Genomic DNA, 19112 nt, shown 5'->3' with positions numbered 1-19112 from the left:
CGGCGCGCATTATAGGCCCTGACGGCGATTCGCAAAGCGCTGAGTTGCAGGCGTTTGGTCTGAAAGTCAGCGCTTTCCCGGCAGGCCCGCAGAGAGCCGGTAACGTCTCACATGCGTGGCCGAACAGAACTTGAACACGTGTCGGTTGCCAAAGTTTCGGCCCGCTGTACCCTGTCACTCCTCCCCGTTCCCCTTTTGGAACCTGAAGCACCTATGTCATCGCGTAAATTTGGACTCAACCTCGTTGTCGTCGTGGCGATCGCTGCGCTGTTCACCGGCTTCTGGGCGCTGATCAACCGCCCCGTCACCGCCCCCAACTGGCCTGAACAGATCTCCGGCTTTTCCTATTCGCCTTTCCGGCTGGGACAGAATCCGCAGAAGGATCTCTACCCGTCCGACGAAGAAATGCGTCAGGACCTGGAGCTGATGAGCAAGCAGACGGACAACATCCGTATCTACTCGGTGGACGGCACGCTCAAGGACATCCCCAAGCTGGCCGAGGAGTTCGGCCTGCGGGTGACCCTCGGCATCTGGATCAGTCCGGACCTGGAGCGAAACGAGCGCGAAATCACCACGGCGATCGAACTGGCGAACACCTCGCGCAGCGTCGTTCGCGTGGTGGTCGGCAACGAAGCGCTGTACCGCGAAGAGATCAAACCCAAGGACTTGATGGCCGCCCTCGACCGCGTGCGCGCCGCCGTCAAAGTCCCGGTGACCACGTCCGAGCAGTGGCATATCTGGGAGAAGTACCCGGAACTGGCCAAGCACGTTGACCTGGTCGCCGCGCACATCCTGCCGTACTGGGAATACATCCCGATGGATAAGGCCGGGCAGTACGTGCTCGACCGCGCCCGCGAATTGAAACGCATGTTCCCGAAAAAACCGCTGCTGCTCTCTGAAGTCGGCTGGCCAAGCAACGGCCACATGCGTGGCGGTGCGGACGCCACCCAGGCGGATCAAGCGGTTTACCTGCGCACGCTGGTCAACAAGCTCAACCGTCAGGGCTTCAACTACTTCGTGATCGAGGCCTTCGACCAGCCGTGGAAAGCCAGCGACGAAGGCTCTGTCGGGGCGTATTGGGGCGTTTACAACGCTGCCCGCCAGCCGAAATTCAATTTCGAAGGCCCGGTCGTGGCGATCCCGCAGTGGCGCGTGCTCGCGATCGGCTCGGCAGTATTGGCGATGCTCGCCCTCGCCTTGCTGCTGATTGATGGCTCGGCGCTGCGTCAGCGTGGCCGGACATTCCTGACCTTCATCGCCTTCCTGTGCGGCTCGGTTCTGGTGTGGATCGGCTACGACTACAGTCAGCAATACAGCACCTGGTTCAGCCTGCTCGTAGGATTTTTACTGGCACTGGGCGCGTTCGGTGTTTTCATCGTGCTGCTGACCGAGGCGCACGAACTGGCCGAAGCGGTGTGGACGCACAAGCGCCGCCGCGAATTCCTGCCCGTTGAAGGGGATTCGGCCTACAGACCGAAAGTCTCTATCCACGTGCCCTGCTACAACGAGCCGCCGGAGATGGTCAAACAGACCCTCAACGCACTGGCCGCACTGGATTACCCGGATTTCGAAGTGTTGCTGATCGACAACAACACCAAGGACCCCGCCGTGTGGGAGCCGGTCAAGGCCCATTGCGAAATGCTCGGCCCGCGCTTCAAGTTTTTCCACGTCGCTCCCCTGGCCGGGTTCAAGGGCGGCGCCCTGAACTACCTGATCCCGCACACCGCGCCGGACGCCGAAGTGATTGCCGTGATCGACTCGGACTACTGCGTTGATCGCAACTGGCTCAAGCACATGGTCCCGCACTTCGCCGATCCGAAAATCGCTGTAGTGCAGTCGCCCCAGGACTATCGCGACCAGCACGAAAGCGCGTTCAAGAAGCTCTGCTACTCCGAATACAAAGGCTTCTTCTACATCGGCATGGTCACCCGCAACGACCGCGACGCGATCATTCAGCACGGCACCATGACCATGACCCGTCGTTCGGTTCTGGAAGAACTGGGCTGGGCGGACTGGTGCATCTGCGAAGACGCCGAGCTGGGCCTGCGCGTGTTCGAAAAAGGCTATTCGGCGGCGTACGCCCACAACAGCTTCGGCAAGGGCCTGATGCCCGACACCTTCATCGACTTCAAGAAGCAGCGATTCCGCTGGGCCTACGGTGCGATTCAGATCATCAAGCGTCACGCTGCCAGCCTGCTGCGCGGCAAAGACACCGAACTGACCCGTGGCCAGCGTTATCACTTCCTCGCGGGCTGGCTGCCGTGGGTGGCCGATGGCATGAATATCTTCTTCACGGTTGGCGCATTGCTCTGGTCGTCGGCGATGATCATCGTGCCCAACCGGGTTGACCCGCCGCTGCTGATTTTCGCGATCCCGCCGCTGGCGCTGTTCTTCTTCAAGGTCGGCAAGATCATCTTCCTTTACCGTCGCGCCGTGGGCGTGAACCTCACGGACGCATTCTATGCGGCCCTCGCGGGGCTGGCGCTGTCTCACACCATCGCCAAAGCCGTGCTGTACGGGTTCTTCACCACCAGCATCCCGTTCTTCCGCACCCCGAAAAACGCCGAAAGCCATGGCTTGCTGGTGGCGATTTCCGAGGCCCGCGAAGAGCTGTTCATCATGCTGATGCTGTGGGGCGCGGCGCTGGGCATCTGTCTGGTGCAGGGCCTGCCGAGCAACGACATGCGCTTCTGGGTCATCATGCTGCTCGTGCAGTCGCTGCCGTACCTCGCGGCGCTGATCATGGCGTTTCTGTCTTCACTGCCAAAACCAAAACCGGCAGACGAACCCGCTACCGCCTGAAACAATGGGGCGCTGTACTAAACGGCGGCCTTCGGGTCGCCGTTTTGCTTTAAGCTATTCGCCGGTTTATCGCCTTGCCTTCACTCAATATCTCGGACTTTTCATGACAGCCCCAGCCGACCTCTCGCCCACGCTGCAACTCGCCTGCGACCTGATCCGTCGCCCATCCGTCACGCCACTGGACGCCGACTGCCAGGCCGTGATGATGAAACGCCTGAGCGATGCCGGTTTTGCCCTGGAGCCTATGCGTATTCAGGATGTGGATAACTTCTGGGCCACCCACGGCAGCCAGGACGGTCCGGTGCTGTGTTTTGCCGGCCACACCGACGTCGTGCCGACCGGCCCGGTTCAGGCCTGGCAGAATGACCCGTTCAGCGCGCTGATCGACGAAGACGGCATGCTCTGCGGCCGTGGCGCGGCGGACATGAAAGGCAGCCTGGCGTCGATGATTGTCGCCACCGAGCGTTTCGTTGCCGACCACCCGAACCATAAGGGCAAGATTGCCTACCTGATCACCAGCGACGAAGAAGGCCCGGCCCACCACGGCACCAAAGCGGTGGTCGAGCGTCTGGCGGCGCGCAAGGAGCGTCTCGACTGGTGCATCGTCGGCGAACCGTCGAGCACGACGCTGGTGGGCGATGTGGTCAAGAACGGCCGTCGCGGCTCACTGGGCGCAACCCTCACCGTCAAAGGCATTCAGGGCCACGTCGCCTACCCGCATCTGGCGAAGAACCCTATTCATCTGGCAGCACCTGCGCTGGCCGAGCTGGCCGCCGAGCACTGGGACAACGGCAATGATTTCTTCCCGCCCACCAGCTTCCAGATCTCCAACCTGAATTCCGGCACCGGCGCGACCAACGTGATCCCGGGGGATCTGGTGGCGGTGTTCAATTTCCGCTTCTCCACCGAATCCACCGTCGAAGGCCTCAAGCAGCGCGTGGCCGCTATTCTCGACAAGCATGACCTGGACTGGCACGTGGAATGGGCGCTGTCCGGCCTGCCGTTCCTCACCGAACCGGGCGCGCTGCTGGACGCAGTGTCGGCGAGCATCAAACACGTCACCGGCCGCGACACCCGTGCGTCGACCAGCGGCGGCACGTCGGACGGTCGCTTCATCGCCACCCTCGGCACCCAAGTGGTTGAACTGGGGCCGGTCAATGCGACGATCCATCAGGTCAACGAACGCATCCTCGCCAGCGATCTCGACGTGCTGACCGAGATCTACTACCAGACTCTGGTCAAGTTGCTCGCCTGATGCTGACTTGCCCGATCTGCTCCGCCCCGCTCGATTCAGCGGATAACGGCGTCGTGTGCCCGGCCGGGCACCGCTTCGACCGCGCCCGTCAGGGGTACCTGAACCTGCTGCCCGTGCAGCACAAGAACAGCCGCGACCCTGGCGACAATCAGGCGATGGTCGAGGCGCGCCGCGACTTTCTCAACGCGGGGCATTACGCACCGGTGGCCAAACGGCTGGCAGAACTGGCTGCCGAGCGCGCCCCCGCGCATTGGCTCGACATCGGTTGCGGCGAGGGTTATTACACCGCGCAGATCGCCCAGGGCCTGCCCGACGCTGACGGCTATGCGCTGGACATCTCTCGCGAAGCGGTGAAGCGCGCCTGCAAACGCGACCCGAACATCACTTGGTTGATTGCCAGCATGGCCCGCGTGCCGCTGCCGGATGCGAGCATGCAGTTCATCGCCAGCGTGTTCAGCCCGCTGGACTGGGCCGAGGCCAAGCGTCTGCTGTCGCCGGGCGGCGGCCTGATGCGTGTAGGACCGACCAATGATCACCTGATGGAATTGCGTCAGCGCCTGTACGACGAAGTCCGCGATTACAGCGATGACAAGCACCTGGCGCTGGTGCCGGAAGGCATGAGCCTGCAGCACAGCGAAACCCTGCGCTTCACCCTGACACTGGTGGACGGCCAGGCCCGCGCCAATCTGCTCGCCATGACGCCCCACGGCTGGCGCGCCAGTGCCGAACGCCGCGCGAACGTTGTCGATCAGGCCGAGCCGTTCGAGGTTACGGTGTCCATGCGCTACGATTATTTCGTCCTGAATTGACGGCTTGAAGCACCCGAACAGACTGAATCCGCGAGTGGATTTTCCAGCACAACCAAGAGGCATCCATGCGCCAACCCGATATCGAGATTTACCTGAAAGACGCTGACGTCGACCACAAGGCAATCACCGCCTGGCTCACCGCAGACATCGGCCCTTGCACCGACTGGACACAGAAAGGCCAGACCTGGAAATGCCAAGCGGGCGACGTGCCCGTGACCTGGATTCCCAAGGCCGTCGGCAAGTGGAACAGCCTGTGCCTGGACAGCGACAAAACCCCGTGGGACGACGATATCGCCTGCGCCCGCGCCGCCTTCGCCACGTTGAAAGTCGAAGTGCGTTGCGCGCCGGGGACCTGGGTCGAGGAAGAGAGTGACGCCGAAGCCGATCAATGGATTCGCATCAGCGTTGATGGTGAAGAAGAAATCACCTGGCATACGTCCTGATACGTCATCCCGCCGGGCACCCGCGCCGCTTTGCCCATCCCCACCAGATACGGCAAACTGGCGGCCTCGCGGGCGTCGCCCCTCTCAGCAGAATTCTATGACCCGTTCCCCGTTTCGCCGTCTTGTATTCGGCACCGTGCGCCGCCTGCTTTACCTCTGGGTGCGCTCGGAGACGATCAACCAGTCGTCTTTCACCCTCAACCTCGACCGCAGCCGCCCGGTTTTCTACGCGCTGCAAAACCCTTCGATGAGCGACCTTGCCGTCCTCGACACCGAATGCCGCAAGGCCGGTCTGCCGCGCCCGGTGCTGTCCGTGGCGGTTGGCAATCTGACCGAGCCGGCTGCGTTTTTCTACCTGACGCCCGAGCCCGACTGGCTGGGCCGCCACGACAAACGCGGCGCGCCACCGACCCTTGAACGTCTGGTCGGCGCAGTCACGCAAAATGCCACGGAAGATGCGCAAATCATTCCGGTCAGCGTGTTCTGGGGCCAGTCCCCGGACAAGGAAGACAGCCCGTGGAAACTGCTGTTTGCCGATAGCTGGAAGGTGACCGGGCGTCTGCGTCGCTTCGTGACCATTCTGATCCTGGGCCGCAAAACCCGCGTGCAGTTCTCGGCGCCGGTTCATCTGCGTGAGCTGGTCGATCAGAACAAGGGTTACGAGCGGACGGTGCGCATGGCTCAACGTTTGCTGCGTGTGCATTTCCGCAACCTGAAGACCTCCGTCATCGGACCGGACCTTTCGCACCGTCGCCATCTGGTCAAAGGGCTGGTGGCGGATCCGCTGGTCAGGCAGGCCATTCTCGACGAGGCCGCCCGGGAGAAAATCACCGAAGCCAAGGCCCGGGAAAAAGCCCTGCACTACGGCAACGAAATCGCCTCGGACTACACCTACACCGCCATCCGTTTTCTGGAAGTGGTGCTGAGCTGGTTCTGGAACAAGATTTACGACGGCATCAAGGTCAGTCATCTGGAGGGCGTGCAGAACGTCGCCCAGGGCAACGAGATCATTTATGTGCCGTGCCACCGCAGCCACATCGACTACCTGCTGCTGTCCTACCTGCTGTTTCGGAATGGTCTGACCCCGCCGCACATTGCCGCCGGGATCAACCTCAACATGCCGGTGATCGGCGGCCTGTTGCGGCGCGGCGGCGCGTTTTTCATGCGCCGCACGTTCAAGGGTAATCCGCTGTACACCGCGGTGTTCAACGAATACCTGCACACGCTGTTCACCAAAGGTTTCCCGGTGGAGTACTTCGTCGAAGGCGGACGTTCGCGCACCGGGCGCATGTTGCAGCCGAAGACCGGAATGCTGGCCATCACCTTGCGCAGCTTCCTGCGCAACTCGCGCATGCCCATCGTGTTCGTGCCGGTGTACATCGGTTACGAACGCGTGCTGGAAGGCCGGACCTACCTGGGCGAACTGCGCGGTGCGGCGAAGAAGAAAGAGTCCATCTTCGACATCTTCAAAGTCATCGGCGCGCTGAAGCAGCGCTTCGGCCAGGTCTCGGTCAACTTCGGTGAACCGATCAAGCTGACCGAGTTTCTCGACCATGAGCAGCCGGACTGGCGCACCCAGGAACTGGGCCCGGTGTTCAAACCGGCCTGGCTCAACGAGACCACCCACCGTCTGGGCGAACGCGTGGCACGCCATCTGAACGAAGCGGCGGCGATCAATCCGGTGAATCTGGTGGCGCTGGCGTTGCTGTCGACAGCCAAACACGCGCTGGACGATCAAGCCCTGGCGCGGGTGCTGGATCTGTACCTGACGCTGTTACGCACCGTGCCCTACTCGCCCCATACCACGCTGCCGGACGGCGATGGACGGGCGCTCATCGCGCACGTCAAAGGCATGAACCTGCTCTCGGAACTCAGCGATGCGCTGGGCAAGATTCTGTATCTGGACGAGCAGAATGCCGTCCTGATGACGTACTACCGCAACAACGTGCTGCACATCTTTGCGCTGCCCTCGTTGCTGGCCTGCTTCTTCCAGAGCTCGTCACGCATGAGCCGCGAACAGATTCTGCGGTATACGCGGGCGCTGTACCCGTACCTGCAATCGGAGCTGTTCATCCGCTGGTCGCTGGACGATCTGGATGACGTCATCGATCAGTGGCTGACGGCGTTTGTCGATCAGGGCCTGCTGCGATTCGAGAACGGCGTGTACCTGCGCCCGGCGCCGAGCTCGCGCGCTTTTGTGATGCTGACGGTGCTGTCGCGAGCGATTGCCCAGACCTTGCAGCGTTTCTACATGGCCATTTCCCTGCTGCTTAACAGCGGTCAGCACACGCTGACCGCCGAAGGGCTCGAGGAGTTGTGCACGACGATGGCCCAGCGGCTGTCGATCCTGCACGGCCTGAATGCGCCGGAGTTTTTCGACAAGAGCCTGTTCCGGCATTTCATTCAGACGCTGCTGGATCAGGGCGTTCTGCGCACCGACGCGGCAGGCAAGTTGAGCTATCACGATATGTTGGGAGATCTGGCCGAAGGCGCCGCCAAGCGCGTATTGCCAGCGGAAATCAGGCTGTCTATCCGCCAGGTGGCGTTGCATCGCAGTGATGAAGTCATTGGGGACGCGCCGATCGCCTGAGCGACGACGCACGCCCTCTCACCTGTTTGACCTGACAAGGAGCATCACATGAAACATATCCTGCTCACCCTCATGACCACCGTGCTGGCCGCTTGCGCCCATACGCCGGACAACCTGCCGGGCTCGGTGGACGGCGAAGTGTTTTACCTGCAGCGCATGGCGCTTCCGCCAACCGCTACGCTGAAGGTCTCGCTGCAGGACGTGACGCTGGCAGACGCGCCCGCGCAGATCCTCGCCAGCCAGAATGGCCCGATCAAAGGCCAGGTGCCGCTGCCGTTTCAGCTGACCTACGATCAGAAGCAGGTCCAGCCGGGGCACACCTATTCGGTCAGCGCGCGCATCGAGGTGGACGGCAAGCTGCTGATGATCAGCACCGAGCGCTACACGGTGGACCTGACGCTGGACGAAAAACCGCCCGTCAAAATTCGTTTGAGCCCGGCCCGTTAATCGGGCGTGGATCACAGACCGTTGAAAAGGACATTACCCATGTTGCGTCGCTCTCTCTCGTTCACTGGCGTGTGCGCCGGTCTGCTGTTGTCGGCCAGTGCCTTCGCGCTGTCGCTCAATGATCTGTCGCAATCGGACGCCACCGGCGGGTTGAAGGATGCCCTCACTCAGAGCGCCCAGGTCGCCGTCAAGCAACTGGGCGTGCCCGGCGGATTTTCCAATAACAAGGATGTGCGCATCGAGCTGCCGGGCAGCCTGGGCAAGGTCGCCAAGAAGATGAAACAGTTCGGCATGGGTGCACAGGTCGACCAGCTGGAAACCAGCATGAACCGGGCGGCGGAAGCGGCGATGCCCCAGGCGCAGACGTTGCTGGTCGATGCCGTGAAGAAGATGAGTGTGTCCGACGCCAAAGCCATCCTCAGCGGCGGCAAGGACTCGGCCACCCAGTACCTGAGCACTTCCAGCCGCGAACAGATCCGCGCCAAATTTCTGCCCATCGTCAAGCAGGCCACTGACAAAGTCGGGCTGGCGCAGAAATACAACGCCTTCGCCGGTCAGGCCGCGACGCTGGGCGTGCTGGACGCGAAGAGCTCGAACATCGAAGGCTACGTCACCGAGAAGGCGTTGAACGGCCTGTTCGAAATGATCGCCAAACAGGAAGAAAGCATCCGCGCCAACCCGGCAGCGGCGGCGACCGGTCTGGCGAAGAAAGTGTTCGGCGCGCTGTGAAGGCAAGCGCCCCCGCCGGACCCGGCCGCCCCAAGGATCTGGCCAAGCGCCAGGCCATTCTCGAAGCCGCCAAAAACCTGTTCATCCGCAACGGTTACGCCAACACCAGCATGGACGCCGTCGCCGCTGAGGCCGGGGTCTCCAAGCTCACGGTCTACAGCCACTTCACCGACAAGGAGACTTTGTTCTCCTGCGCAGTGGTTGCTCGCTGCGAGGAACAGGTGCCGGGGTTGTTCGTGGATGTGCCGGTTGATGAGCCCGTTGAAACAGTATTGCTGGGTATTGCCAGAGGGTTTCAAACGCTGATCAACAGCCCGGAGTCCATCGACCTGAACCGTTTGATCATCGCGTTGGGGCCTCAGGCATCATCGCTGACACAGGTGTTCTTCGAAGCAGGACCGCAGCGAGTCCTGCGCGAGCTGGAGCGGTTCCTTCGCAAGCTGAGCGGTAAAAACGGCCTGCATTTCGAATCGCCGCTTGATGCGGCGGGGCATTTTTTGAGTTTGATCAAAGGCGTGCATCATTTCAGGCTTCTCATCGGCACCGGGGAAATACCGGACGAGCGAGCTGCCGACCACCACGCCAGGGACGTGGTGGCGCTGTTCTTGAAGGCGTATCGGGTTTAAGGCTGTAGATTCGATGGCGCGCGCACCGGCCTCTTCCCGGCTGAAGCCGGTCCCACTGAACGCAGAGCGTGCATCCGCGGATACTGGCGTCGGTCCTACAGGCCGCGCGCGCCTGTGGGACCGGTTTGGGTTCTGTCAACGAGGCTCGTGCATCGGGCAGCCGTTGTGGCTGGCGCGGAAGCCTGAGGACAGCTCGTAGGACGGCTTGCGCACCCGCATGACGCCGCCCAGTGGACGGTGTTCAACCACGCCGTGCCAAGGGCTGAAGGCCATACCCTCGTCGATTTCCTGCTGGCGTTCGTCTGACCAGCTGTCCTGAAGCGGCACCTCGATACGGGCAACCGTCACGAACGGGCTCAGCTCTTCGGACCATTCCACCGAAGCATCTTCAATCGGCATTTTTTCAAGGTCGGTGGCGAGTTGGATACGCACGTCCCAGACCCCTCCCTTGCTCGCAAAGTGACTGCGCACCGCTTCCCGCAAGCCGTCCGGATGGCCATTCAGGTCCACCTTCTGGTCGGTCAACGCGGTGAGTTCAGGGGACACAGGCACCACGCTCAGCTTGGCGTAGTAGCGGCCATAGAGAAACGGCACGATGCTGTTATAGGTCTCCCCGAGCAGGTGGGTCATCGGGTGCCCGCCCAGTGACCTGAGCGTTCCACTCTCCCCGCCCACAGCTTCAACCACCGACTCCAGACCGCGGAAGAAGGCCGACAGCGCTTTCTTCATGTTGGGCACTTTGTCGGTGGTCTTGGCCAACAGCTTCAGCGTCTTGAGAAAATCCTTGGGCGTGGCGGCCGTGAACGCCTTGGCGTTCTGCATCACGAAGTCCTGGGTGACCTGGCCTTCACTGCCCGGCAAGCGTGCGCCCTGCACACCGACCAGCTTGATGGCCAGACCGCGTGGCGTCGACACCTTGTCGTCGAGCAGATCACCTGGATTGGTGGAAAAGCGCATCTTCACGTCCAGCGTGCCGGGATGCGCAAAGACACCCTGGGCCAGCTCGGGCGGCAGATTATCCAGAATGCGGATTTGCCCATGCAGCAAGCCGTGGGCTTTGGCATGCACGCTGCGTATGGCATGGCCGCCATCTTCGTAGGTGGTTTCCAGAATACTGTGCATGGCCTCAGCCAGCTCTTTGCTCGTCTGAGCCTCGTCATCGGGTATCTGCTCGAACTGCGGCTCGAACGGCAAGGGGGTCACGGACAACGTGGAAGCGCTCATCGGTTATCTCCGGCTACGGATCAGGTCAGGTTTGGCTCCGATGAGCGCACACTCATAGGGTGGCTTTTCTCGCATCGGCACAGCAGATGACTGCGCCGATGATTGCCGGGTTCATCGAATCGCATGAATTTCACGGCCGCGCGTTCTTCAGCGCCTTTATCGGGTAAATGTCGTAGCGGCTGGATTTGCCGTCCAGCGCGTAAGACGGCTTGGTCCCTTCGATGCACGGCGCCTTGCGCGGGCGTTTGACGACAACGCGATGGCTGGCCAGCGCCAGCGCCGCAGCCAACAGTGCCGGGGCGTCCATGTCGTCGCCCACCAAAGGCCGGAACAGGCGCATTTCCTTCTTCACCAATGCGGTCTTTTCCCGGTGGGGAAACATCGGATCAAGGTAGATGACTTGGGGCGGCTCGCCTTCCCATTGCCGAATCAGGTCGATCGAGTTGCCGGTCAACAGGCGCATCTGCGCGATGATCCCGCCCACGTCCAGATCCCTCGCACCGCGCGCCAGGCCGTCTTCGAGCAGCGCGGCGATAATGGGCTGCCGCTCGATCAGGCTCACTTCACAACCCAGACTCGCCAGCACGAACGCATCCTTGCCCAGCCCTGCCGTGGCATCCAGCACCCGAGGCCGTACGCCCGGCTGAATACCCACGGCCTTGGCGATCATCTGCCCGCTGCCGCCGCCAAACAGACGCCGATGGGCCGCCTTGCCTTCGATGAAATCCACTCGGACCGGGCCCGGTGCATCGTCACCCAGTTGCTGCAATTGCAGGCCATCTTCGGCCACTTGCAGGGCGAAATCCGCGTTGGCGTCGTCCAGCGGCAAACCCAGTCGCTGCGCCCACTGCGCTGCGGTGTCCTGCCCGTCGGGGGTCAGGCTGTCGACCCGAATGCGGCTGCCCGCGTGCTGCTCAGTCATTGTCTCTACGCGCTCAAATATTCTTAATGATTGGCAACATCTGCCGATAACAAAAGTATCCGGCATTTTGCCAGACCCACGGGCTGTACTGAGCGCTTATGTCAGACATTCAGCAAACCTCCTCGATAGGCTATTTGACGTACGCAGGCGACTACAGCGTACGCAATACCCAAACCCTGAGCGGCGTTACGCAGCTCTGGCAGGATGCGTTTGCCCGTGCGATGGCTCAACAGGTCGATGACAACGCCGGCACAGCGCCCGAATACAGCGCCGTTGCCACGAATGACAGTCTGACCGGCGAGCCGGTGGCCGGCGCCACCGCACTGGACAAGATCGTCGAGCAGCGTGAATGCCCGGTTCAGGACAAGGAAATCGCGCCGCCGGAGCCTTTGTTCCTGCCGATCGCCGAGTTCGAATGGGATCTTGCCGACAAGCCGGCCAAGCCGTTCACCGCGATGGAAATGATCGAGCAGCAGCGCAACCTCGAATTCGATGACACCTGGGTCCGCCCAACCGTGCTCAACCCCTACGATGACAGCGTTGAACCCGGCCCGGGCCCTCAGCCTCGCCCACTGTTCCTGCCGATTGCCGAGTTTGAATGGGACTTGGCCGACAAGCCCGCCACACCCTTCAGCGCTGAAGAGATGACCGAGCAGCAGCGTCATCTGGCCTTCGATAACGGCTGGGCGCGGCCGATTGTGCTTCAAAACCTTCGTATCGCTGCCTGACGCCAGGCCGCAACCCAGCGCAGCACACAACCTCGCTCGCCTCCCCTAGCGACACACCCGCCAGCGTCCCATGTCCAGGTGAAAGTGGTTTCGGTGCGCAGCGTTGTACTCCGGGCTCAGCACCGTATTGAACTGCTGGCAGGCGCCATCCCTCACAAATCGCAGAAAACGCCCCTCCTCGCCCTCGTCTTTCCAGTCCTTGAGCACCGAAATCCTGCGCCCGTCTGCCAGTCGAAACCCGGCGATGTCCAGCGCGTTGGCGGTAGCGTGCTGGCTCAGTCGGCCTTCACTGCGGTTGTAGATGTTGCGGCAGGCGAAGCTGCCAAGGTGATCGATCCGGGCGACCTTTTGCCCGAATACCGCCTGGGCCGCTGGCTGCAATTGATGAATATCGAACAGCGCATACGCCACTGCCAGACGACAACTGGACAGAAAGCTGCTGCTCAGCGCGATGTCGCCGCCCTGGATACGCAGGGTGTTGGTGAGCGGGCATTTGGCGTCGGCGGCGCTGTCGGCCTGGTGCGTGTAGCGCAGGGTCGACGTTTGCAGCGCGGCGTCGCACAACGCCGGATCCTCCTGCAATCGCCAGAGTTTGAAAGGTGTAAGGAGGTTGGGCTCGTCCCGCACATTCAGCGGGGCCCACGGGTTCCAGCGGTCGGCGACAGGCAACCAGCCACGCCAGATCGACACCGCAACCGCTGCGCTCATCAAAATCAGTAGGAGAAAGAGGGTCGAGCCGCGCATGCCGGAAGGTTCTCGTCTGACGGAGGGATGAGTCCACCCTATCTCGACCTCAGAGCAGCCCGAGTTGCTCCACTTGTCGACCGCGATCCAGCTCCGGCAGGTCGGGCAGCCCCGGCAGCAGGGTCATGAGCTGATGGTGAAAACGACGGGCCAGTTGGGGCGAGGCGATGTTGTCAGGCGTGTGCAGGAACACCGAAGGCGTGCGCCCCTCCTCGATCCAGCCGGCCACCTTTTCCGCCCACTGCACAATGAAGCCTTCGTTGATCGCCTCATCCGGCCCGCCAATGAAGCGCACCTGGGGGAAGGACGTCAGCGCCGCCGGACGCGGTGGCACCTTGGGCTTTTTCGACTGTGCATGAAGAACGGCAGGCTCACTGGAAACGCAGCTGAACAGCGGCCGGGAATCCAGGCAGATACGCTCGACGCCGCGGTCGAGCAACAGGCGGTTGAGCTGACGTTCGTCCTCGCCTTTGGTGAAAAACGCCATGTTGCGCACTTCCACCGCCAATGGCCGGCCTTCCAGTGCATCAATGAAGGCGCCCAGCTCATTCAGCCGATGGGGGCCGAAACTGGCCGACAGCTGCAGCCACAGCGGTTCAAGCCTCGACCCCAGCGGCGCAAGCAGTTGCAGGAAATCCTCTACCGCGACCAGGTGCTCACGCAGGTCGCCAGCATGGCTGATGTCGCGGGGGATTTTTGCAGAGAAGCGGAAATGCTCAGGCAAAGCGTCCGCCCAGCGCTGAACGATTTCAGGCTTGGGGCGTGCGTAGAACGTGGTGTTGCCCTCGACGGCATTGAAGACCTGCGCATACAACCCGAGTAATTCCAGGTCAGGGGCATCCGGCGGATACAGCGATTCACGCCAGGCTTTTTCGCTCCAGGACGGACAACCAATGTAGTAAGGCGGATGAGCGAGGTTCAAACGTGAAGATCGAGCCCGGCAACTTCGAGGTCCCAGTCGACGAAGGTCGAGGTCATCAGATAGCTGCTCAGCGCGTGGGCGACGCGGGTGCTCATGGCACGGGGGAAGATAATGTCTTGCTGACGCGCGGGCACGTTGGCTGTGGTCCCGGTCTGGCGACGGGCCACTTGCGGGTTCACCTCGATCTCATCGTTCACTTCCTCGAACGTGCCTTCCAGCGCCGCAGAATCCTTGCGAAGCTTGCGCTTGATCGGGTAGGTACGTGGTGAAGGACCGGTGATTCGCATCATGCTTACTCGGCGTTTGATAGTGGCAATTTAATCTCGCAGCTGGCTATTAAGCAAACATGCGAACGATAACTAGACCACACTTATTGCGAATTGTTTAAAGCAGCCTGAATTTTATGCGGTTTTATCGCTGAACGGTCATGAACAGTGTGACCTGCGTCGCAGATCGGGCGTGGTGCGAATTATTCACGACTGCCTGGGGGACACGTTATCGCCCCTCACCGCGCCTTGGGTGTGGCGACTTTATCCCGAAGGTAAACCGGCTGGGCGTCGTCGGCAACAATGGCTTCGCCCCGGTGCCAGGCGAAGGTGCCGAGGGTGAGCAGGTCCTGCGCGTGGGGCAACAGCGTGGCGTCATGGGCACTGACACCGGCGGCAATGCGCTCGGCATAACCCCAGCCGGTGCCCGCCCCGAACCAGTCGCCCGTCGCACCGCTCGGCAAAGTGGCCATTTCGGGTGGCATGACGGCCTCTTCACCGGTCAGCCTCATCTCCCCTGCCACTTCGCGGTAGCAGCCCCAATAGACTTCGTCCATCCGCGCGTCGATGGCGGCCGCGACCTGAGTGGCGCCCCGCTCGCGAAAGGCCCGCTGGGCTAACGCCGCGAGGTTGGAGACCGGCAGCACTGGACGATCCAGACCAAAGGCCAGCCCCTGAACCACACCGATGGCAATGCGCACGCCGGTGAACGCACCCGGCCCACGCCCAAAAGCGATGGCGTCCAGCGCCGACAAGCCGATGCCCGCCTCGGCCAGCAGGTCCTTGATCATCGGCAGGAGCTTTTGCGCGTGCAGGCGCGGGATCACCTCGTAGTGAGTCAGCACTTTGCCGTCATGCAGCAAAGCGACTGAGCAGGCTTCAGTGGCGGTGTCCAGGGCCAGCAAGGTGGTCATCGGGGTTTCCATCGTTGTGCGAAAAAAGTGCCGCATTATAAACAACAACGGCCCGCAAGCGGGCCGTTGTTCAATGCCTTGAGTTCGAATCAGCTCAGGGCTTCAAGCACCTTGGCGGTGATCTGTTCGACCGAGCCCACGCCTTCGATGTGACTGCACTTCGGCGTCCCGTCCTGAGCCTGCAGCTTGGTGTAGAACTCCACCAGCGGCTTGGTCTGCGAATGGTAGACCGACAGGCGATGGCGAACGGTGGCTTCGACGTCGTCCTTGCGCTGAACCAGTGGCTCGCCAGTGACGTCATCCACGCCTTCAACCTTAGACGGGTTGTACAAAGTGTGGTAAACGCGACCGGAGCCTTCGTGAACGCGGCGACCGGAGATGCGCTTGACGATCTCTTCGTCGTCGACCTTGATCTCGATGACGTGATCGATGGCCAGGCCGGCTTTCTTCAGGGCTTCAGCCTGAGGAATGGTGCGCGGGAAGCCGTCGAACAGGCAACCGCCAGCGCAATCAGGCTCGGACAGGCGATCCTTGATCAGGCCGATGATCAGGTCATCGGAGACCAGGCCGCCGCTGTCCATGACGCTTTTGGCTTGCAGGCCCAGTTCAGTACCGGCCTTGACCGCAGCGCGCAGCATGTCGCCGGTGGAAATCTGCGGAATGTTGAATTTCTCAGTGATGAACTTTGCCTGAGTACCTTTGCCGGCCCCGGGAGCTCCCAGCAGAATCACGCGCATTGTTGTGCTCCTCAAATTTTTATAGAGATATCGTCGGATTCGCCTAAATGGGGCCAATCGCAAAATTTTACTGACCCAACGGCCAAAGGCTGATCAAGATACACAGCCGATTCATGGCGCACAAGACGCCGAAAGTCGCAGTAACCCGCGAAAAACCAGTAGCTTGGCATCGATCTGCGCAAGGGTGAGACCTCGTGCGACGGGGTGACGCCGCAGCGGCCACGACGCCACAGGTCCGGCCGAATGAAAGGGGTCGTGTTCATTCGACCGGCCTGCCTGCCCGTCAGCCGGTGTTGCGCAACCCGGCGGCGATGCCTGCGACAGACACCAGCAGCGCCTGCACCAGCGGACTGTCCAGACTCGCCTCCTGCTGACGCGAACGCGCCAGCAACTCTGCCTGCAATAAATGAAGAGGATCGAGGTAGGTATTGCGCAGGCTGATGAACTTCAGCGTTTCGGGGCTGTGGGCCAATAGTCGGGACTGACCTGTCAGGCCCAGCACGACGTCACACGCCTGCGACAATAGGCCGCGCAAATGCGTCCCCAAATGCAGCAGTTTCGGCTCAACCAGGCGCTCGTCGTAGAGCTGGGCGATGTCGCTGTCGGCCTTGGCCAGCACCATTTCCAGCATGTCGATGCGGGTGCGGAAGAACGGCCATTGCTCACGCATCTCGGCGAGCAGATCACCCTGACCGCGTTCCAGCGCCTTGCTCAACGCGTTTTCCCAGCCCAGCCAGGCGGGCAGCATGAGGCGCGTCTGGGTCCAGGCGAAAATCCACGGAATCGCGCGCAGGCTTTCCACCCCGCCTTCGCGGCGCTTGGCTGGACGGCTGCCCAATGGCAAGCGGCCCAGCTCCTGTTCCGGCGTGGCCTGACGGAAGTACTCGACGAACTCCGGGTCTTCCCGAACCACGGCGCGGTAGGCTTTCACGCCATCTGCCGCCAGTTCGTCCATCACCTGACGCCAGGCGGGTTGCGGCATCGGCGGCGGTTGCAATGTGGCTTCCAGCACTGCAGCGAGATAAAGGTTGAGGTTCTGCTCGGCGATGTCCGGCAGCCCGAACTTGAAGCGGATCATCTCGCCCTGCTCGGTGGTGCGGAAACGCCCCGCCACAGAGCCCGGCGGCTGCGACAGAATCGCCGCATGTGCGGGGCCGCCGCCACGACCAACCGTACCGCCGCGACCGTGGAACAGCAGCAGCTCGACCTCTTGGGCGCGGCAGATCTCAACCAGTTTTTCCTGCGCCCGGTACTGCGCCCAGGCCGCAGCCGTGGTGCCGGCGTCTTTGGCCGAATCCGAGTAGCCGATCATGACTTCCTGCGGACCTTCCAGGCTTCGGCGGTAGGCCGGAATGCTCAACAGCTGCTCGATCACCGGGCCGGCGTTGTCCAGGTCGGCGAGGGTTTCGAACAGCGGCACGACGCGCATGGAGCGCTGCAGCCCGGCTTCCTTCAATAACAGTTGAACGGTGAGCACATCGGAGGCCGCGCCGGCCATGGAGATCACGTAGGAACCCAGCGAAGCCGCCGGCGCAGCCGCGACCTCACGGCAGGTCGCCAGCACTTCGGCGGTGTCCGCTTCAGGGCTGAAATGCGCAGGCAGCAGCGGCCGTTTGTTGTCCAGTTCTCGCAGCAGGAATTCAACCCGCGTCGGCTCGTCCCACTCGTCGTAGCGGCCGAGCCCGAGGTATTCGGTGATTTCGCTCATGGCCGAACTGTGCCGCGTGGAATCCTGGCGCACGTCGAGCTTCACCAGGAACAGCCCGAAGGTCACCGCGCGACGCAAACAATCGAGCAACGGGCCATCGGCGATGACGCCCATGCCGCATTGGTGCAGCGAGTCGAAACACAGCTTCAGCGGCTCAACGAGCTCGCGGTTTTCGTGCAGCACGTCTACCGGTGCGACCTGGGTGACACTCAGTGAGGCGTGAGCCCAATTGCGCGTGGCCCGAAGCCGCTCACGCATTTGCTTGAGCACACTGCGGTAAGGCTCGGCGCTGTCACCCGCTGCTTCCATCAGCGCCGGGCTGGCCTGCTGCATCGACAGTTCGGCGGCCAGTTGATCGACGTCGCGCAGGTACAAATCAGCGGCCATCCAGCGCGCCAGCAACAGCACCTCGCGGGTGACGGCAGCTGTCACGTTGGGGTTGCCGTCGCGGTCACCGCCCATCCAGGAAGCGAAGCGAATCGGCGCCGACTCCAGCGGCAGGTGCAGACCGGTCGCGGCGTGCAGCGCCTGATCGGCCTTGCGCAGGTAGTTGGGGATTGCTTGCCACAGGGAATTTTCGATGACCGCAAACCCCCACTTCGCCTCGTCGACAGGCGTGGGACGGACGCGGCGGATTTCTTCGGTGTGCCACGCTTCGGCAATCAGTCGCTGCAGACGCTCGGTGATCTGCTCCCGCTCGTGGCGATTCAAGTCGCGATGATCGAGCGCGGCCAGTTGCGCAGCGATAGCGTCGTACTTCTGGATCAGCGTGCGCCGCGCGACTTCGGTCGGGTGGGCGGTCAGCACCAGTTCGATTTCCAGCGTGGTCAATTGCTGCGCCAGCGCTTCGGGTGTCTGCCCGGCCTGCTTCAGGCGTTCCAGCAGCTCGGGCAACACGCGGGACTCAAACGGCTGCGGCTTGCCGTCATCGCGACGATGGATCAGCTGATATTGCTCGGCGATGTTCGCCAGGTTGAGAAACTGGTTGAACGCACGTGCCACCGGCAGCAATTCATCCTCACCCAGGCCTTCAAGACTGGAGCTAAGCTGCTCGGTGCCTTGTGTCGACGCATGGCGATCAGCCTTTGCGCTTTTGCGGATGCGCTCGATCTTCTCGAGAAAATCACCGCCGTGCTGATCACGAATGGTGTTGCCCAACAGCTCACCCAGCAGGTGAACATTCTCGCGCAATCGTGCATCGATATCAGCCATCCAGCCCTCTCCTTAAGCCTTGTTGTTTTTACCG

The 19112-nt window shown here is 62.0% G+C and carries 17 protein-coding genes; 9 read left to right on the top strand and 8 right to left on the bottom strand.

Translation table 11 applies throughout. From position 1 onward, the window contains the following. Positions 1-213: 213 nt before the first annotated feature. The 8 genes from SLW74_RS01165 (at position 214) to SLW74_RS01130 (ending at position 9701) form a co-directional block, all read left to right on the top strand. Positions 214-2802 (top strand): glycosyltransferase family 2 protein, encoded by a 2589-nt coding sequence (locus SLW74_RS01165; RefSeq protein WP_410927883.1) that lies wholly within the window; start codon positions 214-216, stop codon positions 2800-2802. A gap of 103 nt (positions 2803-2905) precedes the next feature. Further along, positions 2906-4057, top strand: coding sequence for a succinyl-diaminopimelate desuccinylase (dapE, locus tag SLW74_RS01160; protein WP_410927882.1), 1152 nt, complete (start codon positions 2906-2908; stop codon positions 4055-4057). Next, positions 4057-4866 (top strand): putative RNA methyltransferase, encoded by an 810-nt coding sequence (locus SLW74_RS01155; RefSeq protein ID WP_065989870.1) that lies wholly within the window; start codon positions 4057-4059, stop codon positions 4864-4866. Before dapE ends, SLW74_RS01155 begins: the two co-directional genes overlap by 1 nt. A 65-nt stretch (positions 4867-4931) precedes the next feature. Continuing rightward, positions 4932-5309 carry a hypothetical protein gene (locus SLW74_RS01150; RefSeq protein WP_065989871.1) on the top strand — a complete coding sequence of 126 codons (378 nt, stop codon included), beginning with the start codon at positions 4932-4934 and terminating at the stop codon, positions 5307-5309. A 97-nt stretch (positions 5310-5406) separates the two neighbouring features. After that, positions 5407-7899: a glycerol-3-phosphate 1-O-acyltransferase PlsB gene (gene plsB, locus SLW74_RS01145; protein ID WP_192132197.1), complete on the top strand. Its 2493-nt coding sequence runs from the start codon at positions 5407-5409 to the stop codon at positions 7897-7899. Between the two features lie 48 nt (positions 7900-7947). Further along, the gene (locus SLW74_RS01140) at positions 7948-8346 is read left to right on the top strand and encodes a YbaY family lipoprotein (RefSeq protein WP_192132199.1); all 399 of its coding nucleotides are present in this window, start codon (positions 7948-7950) and stop codon (positions 8344-8346) included. A gap of 39 nt (positions 8347-8385) precedes the next feature. Then, positions 8386-9075: a DUF4197 domain-containing protein gene (locus tag SLW74_RS01135; protein WP_410927881.1), complete on the top strand. Its 690-nt coding sequence runs from the start codon at positions 8386-8388 to the stop codon at positions 9073-9075. Beyond that, entirely contained in the window at positions 9072-9701 is a 630-nt protein-coding gene (locus tag SLW74_RS01130) for a TetR/AcrR family transcriptional regulator (RefSeq protein ID WP_065989879.1), read from the top strand. The genes SLW74_RS01135 and SLW74_RS01130 overlap by 4 nt, the downstream gene beginning before the upstream one ends. Positions 9702-9836: 135 nt before the next feature. Here the strand turns inward: SLW74_RS01130 and SLW74_RS01125 are convergent, their stop codons facing one another. Both SLW74_RS01125 and SLW74_RS01120 read right to left on the bottom strand, forming a co-directional pair. Beyond that, a complete protein-coding gene (locus SLW74_RS01125) occupies positions 9837-10925 on the bottom strand; it encodes a catalase family protein (protein WP_065989880.1) in 1089 nt (362 codons plus the stop codon). Positions 10926-11055: 130 nt separating this feature from the next. Beyond that, entirely contained in the window at positions 11056-11847 is a 792-nt protein-coding gene (locus SLW74_RS01120; RefSeq protein WP_410927880.1) for a class I SAM-dependent methyltransferase, read from the bottom strand. 98 nt (positions 11848-11945) lie between these two features. On the opposite strand from SLW74_RS01120, the gene SLW74_RS01115 reads away from it, so the two are divergent. Further along, positions 11946-12575, top strand: coding sequence for an energy transducer TonB (locus SLW74_RS01115; RefSeq protein WP_192132208.1), 630 nt, complete (start codon positions 11946-11948; stop codon positions 12573-12575). Between the two features lie 45 nt (positions 12576-12620). Here SLW74_RS01115 and SLW74_RS01110 read toward each other — a convergent pair whose 3' ends face one another. From SLW74_RS01110 to ppc, 6 genes are all read right to left on the bottom strand, one after another. Further along, a complete protein-coding gene (locus SLW74_RS01110) occupies positions 12621-13319 on the bottom strand; it encodes an extensin family protein (RefSeq protein ID WP_410927879.1) in 699 nt (232 codons plus the stop codon). 49 nt (positions 13320-13368) lie between these two features. Continuing rightward, the gene (locus SLW74_RS01105) at positions 13369-14241 is read right to left on the bottom strand and encodes a DUF72 domain-containing protein (RefSeq protein ID WP_296309779.1); all 873 of its coding nucleotides are present in this window, start codon (positions 14239-14241) and stop codon (positions 13369-13371) included. After that, positions 14238-14528, bottom strand: a complete 291-nt coding sequence (locus SLW74_RS01100) for a hypothetical protein (protein ID WP_296309788.1) — start codon at positions 14526-14528, stop codon at positions 14238-14240. The genes SLW74_RS01105 and SLW74_RS01100 overlap by 4 nt, the downstream gene beginning before the upstream one ends. 218 nt (positions 14529-14746) lie before the next feature. Beyond that, positions 14747-15421, bottom strand: coding sequence for a tRNA (adenosine(37)-N6)-threonylcarbamoyltransferase complex dimerization subunit type 1 TsaB (gene tsaB / locus SLW74_RS01095; RefSeq protein WP_065989891.1), 675 nt, complete (start codon positions 15419-15421; stop codon positions 14747-14749). A gap of 89 nt (positions 15422-15510) precedes the next feature. Beyond that, a complete protein-coding gene (adk, locus tag SLW74_RS01090; RefSeq protein ID WP_410927878.1) occupies positions 15511-16158 on the bottom strand; it encodes an adenylate kinase in 648 nt (215 codons plus the stop codon). Positions 16159-16441: 283 nt separating this feature from the next. Then, on the bottom strand, positions 16442-19078 hold the full coding sequence (gene ppc / locus SLW74_RS01085; RefSeq protein ID WP_410927877.1) for a phosphoenolpyruvate carboxylase: 2637 nt from the start codon (positions 19076-19078) through the stop codon (positions 16442-16444). Between the last annotated feature and the right edge of the window lie 34 nt (positions 19079-19112).

The organism is Pseudomonas sp. W5-36, from assembly GCF_046540455.1.
Classification (GTDB): domain Bacteria; phylum Pseudomonadota; class Gammaproteobacteria; order Pseudomonadales; family Pseudomonadaceae; genus Aquipseudomonas; species Aquipseudomonas graminis_B.
This window is presented reverse-complemented; position numbering and strand designations above follow the sequence as displayed.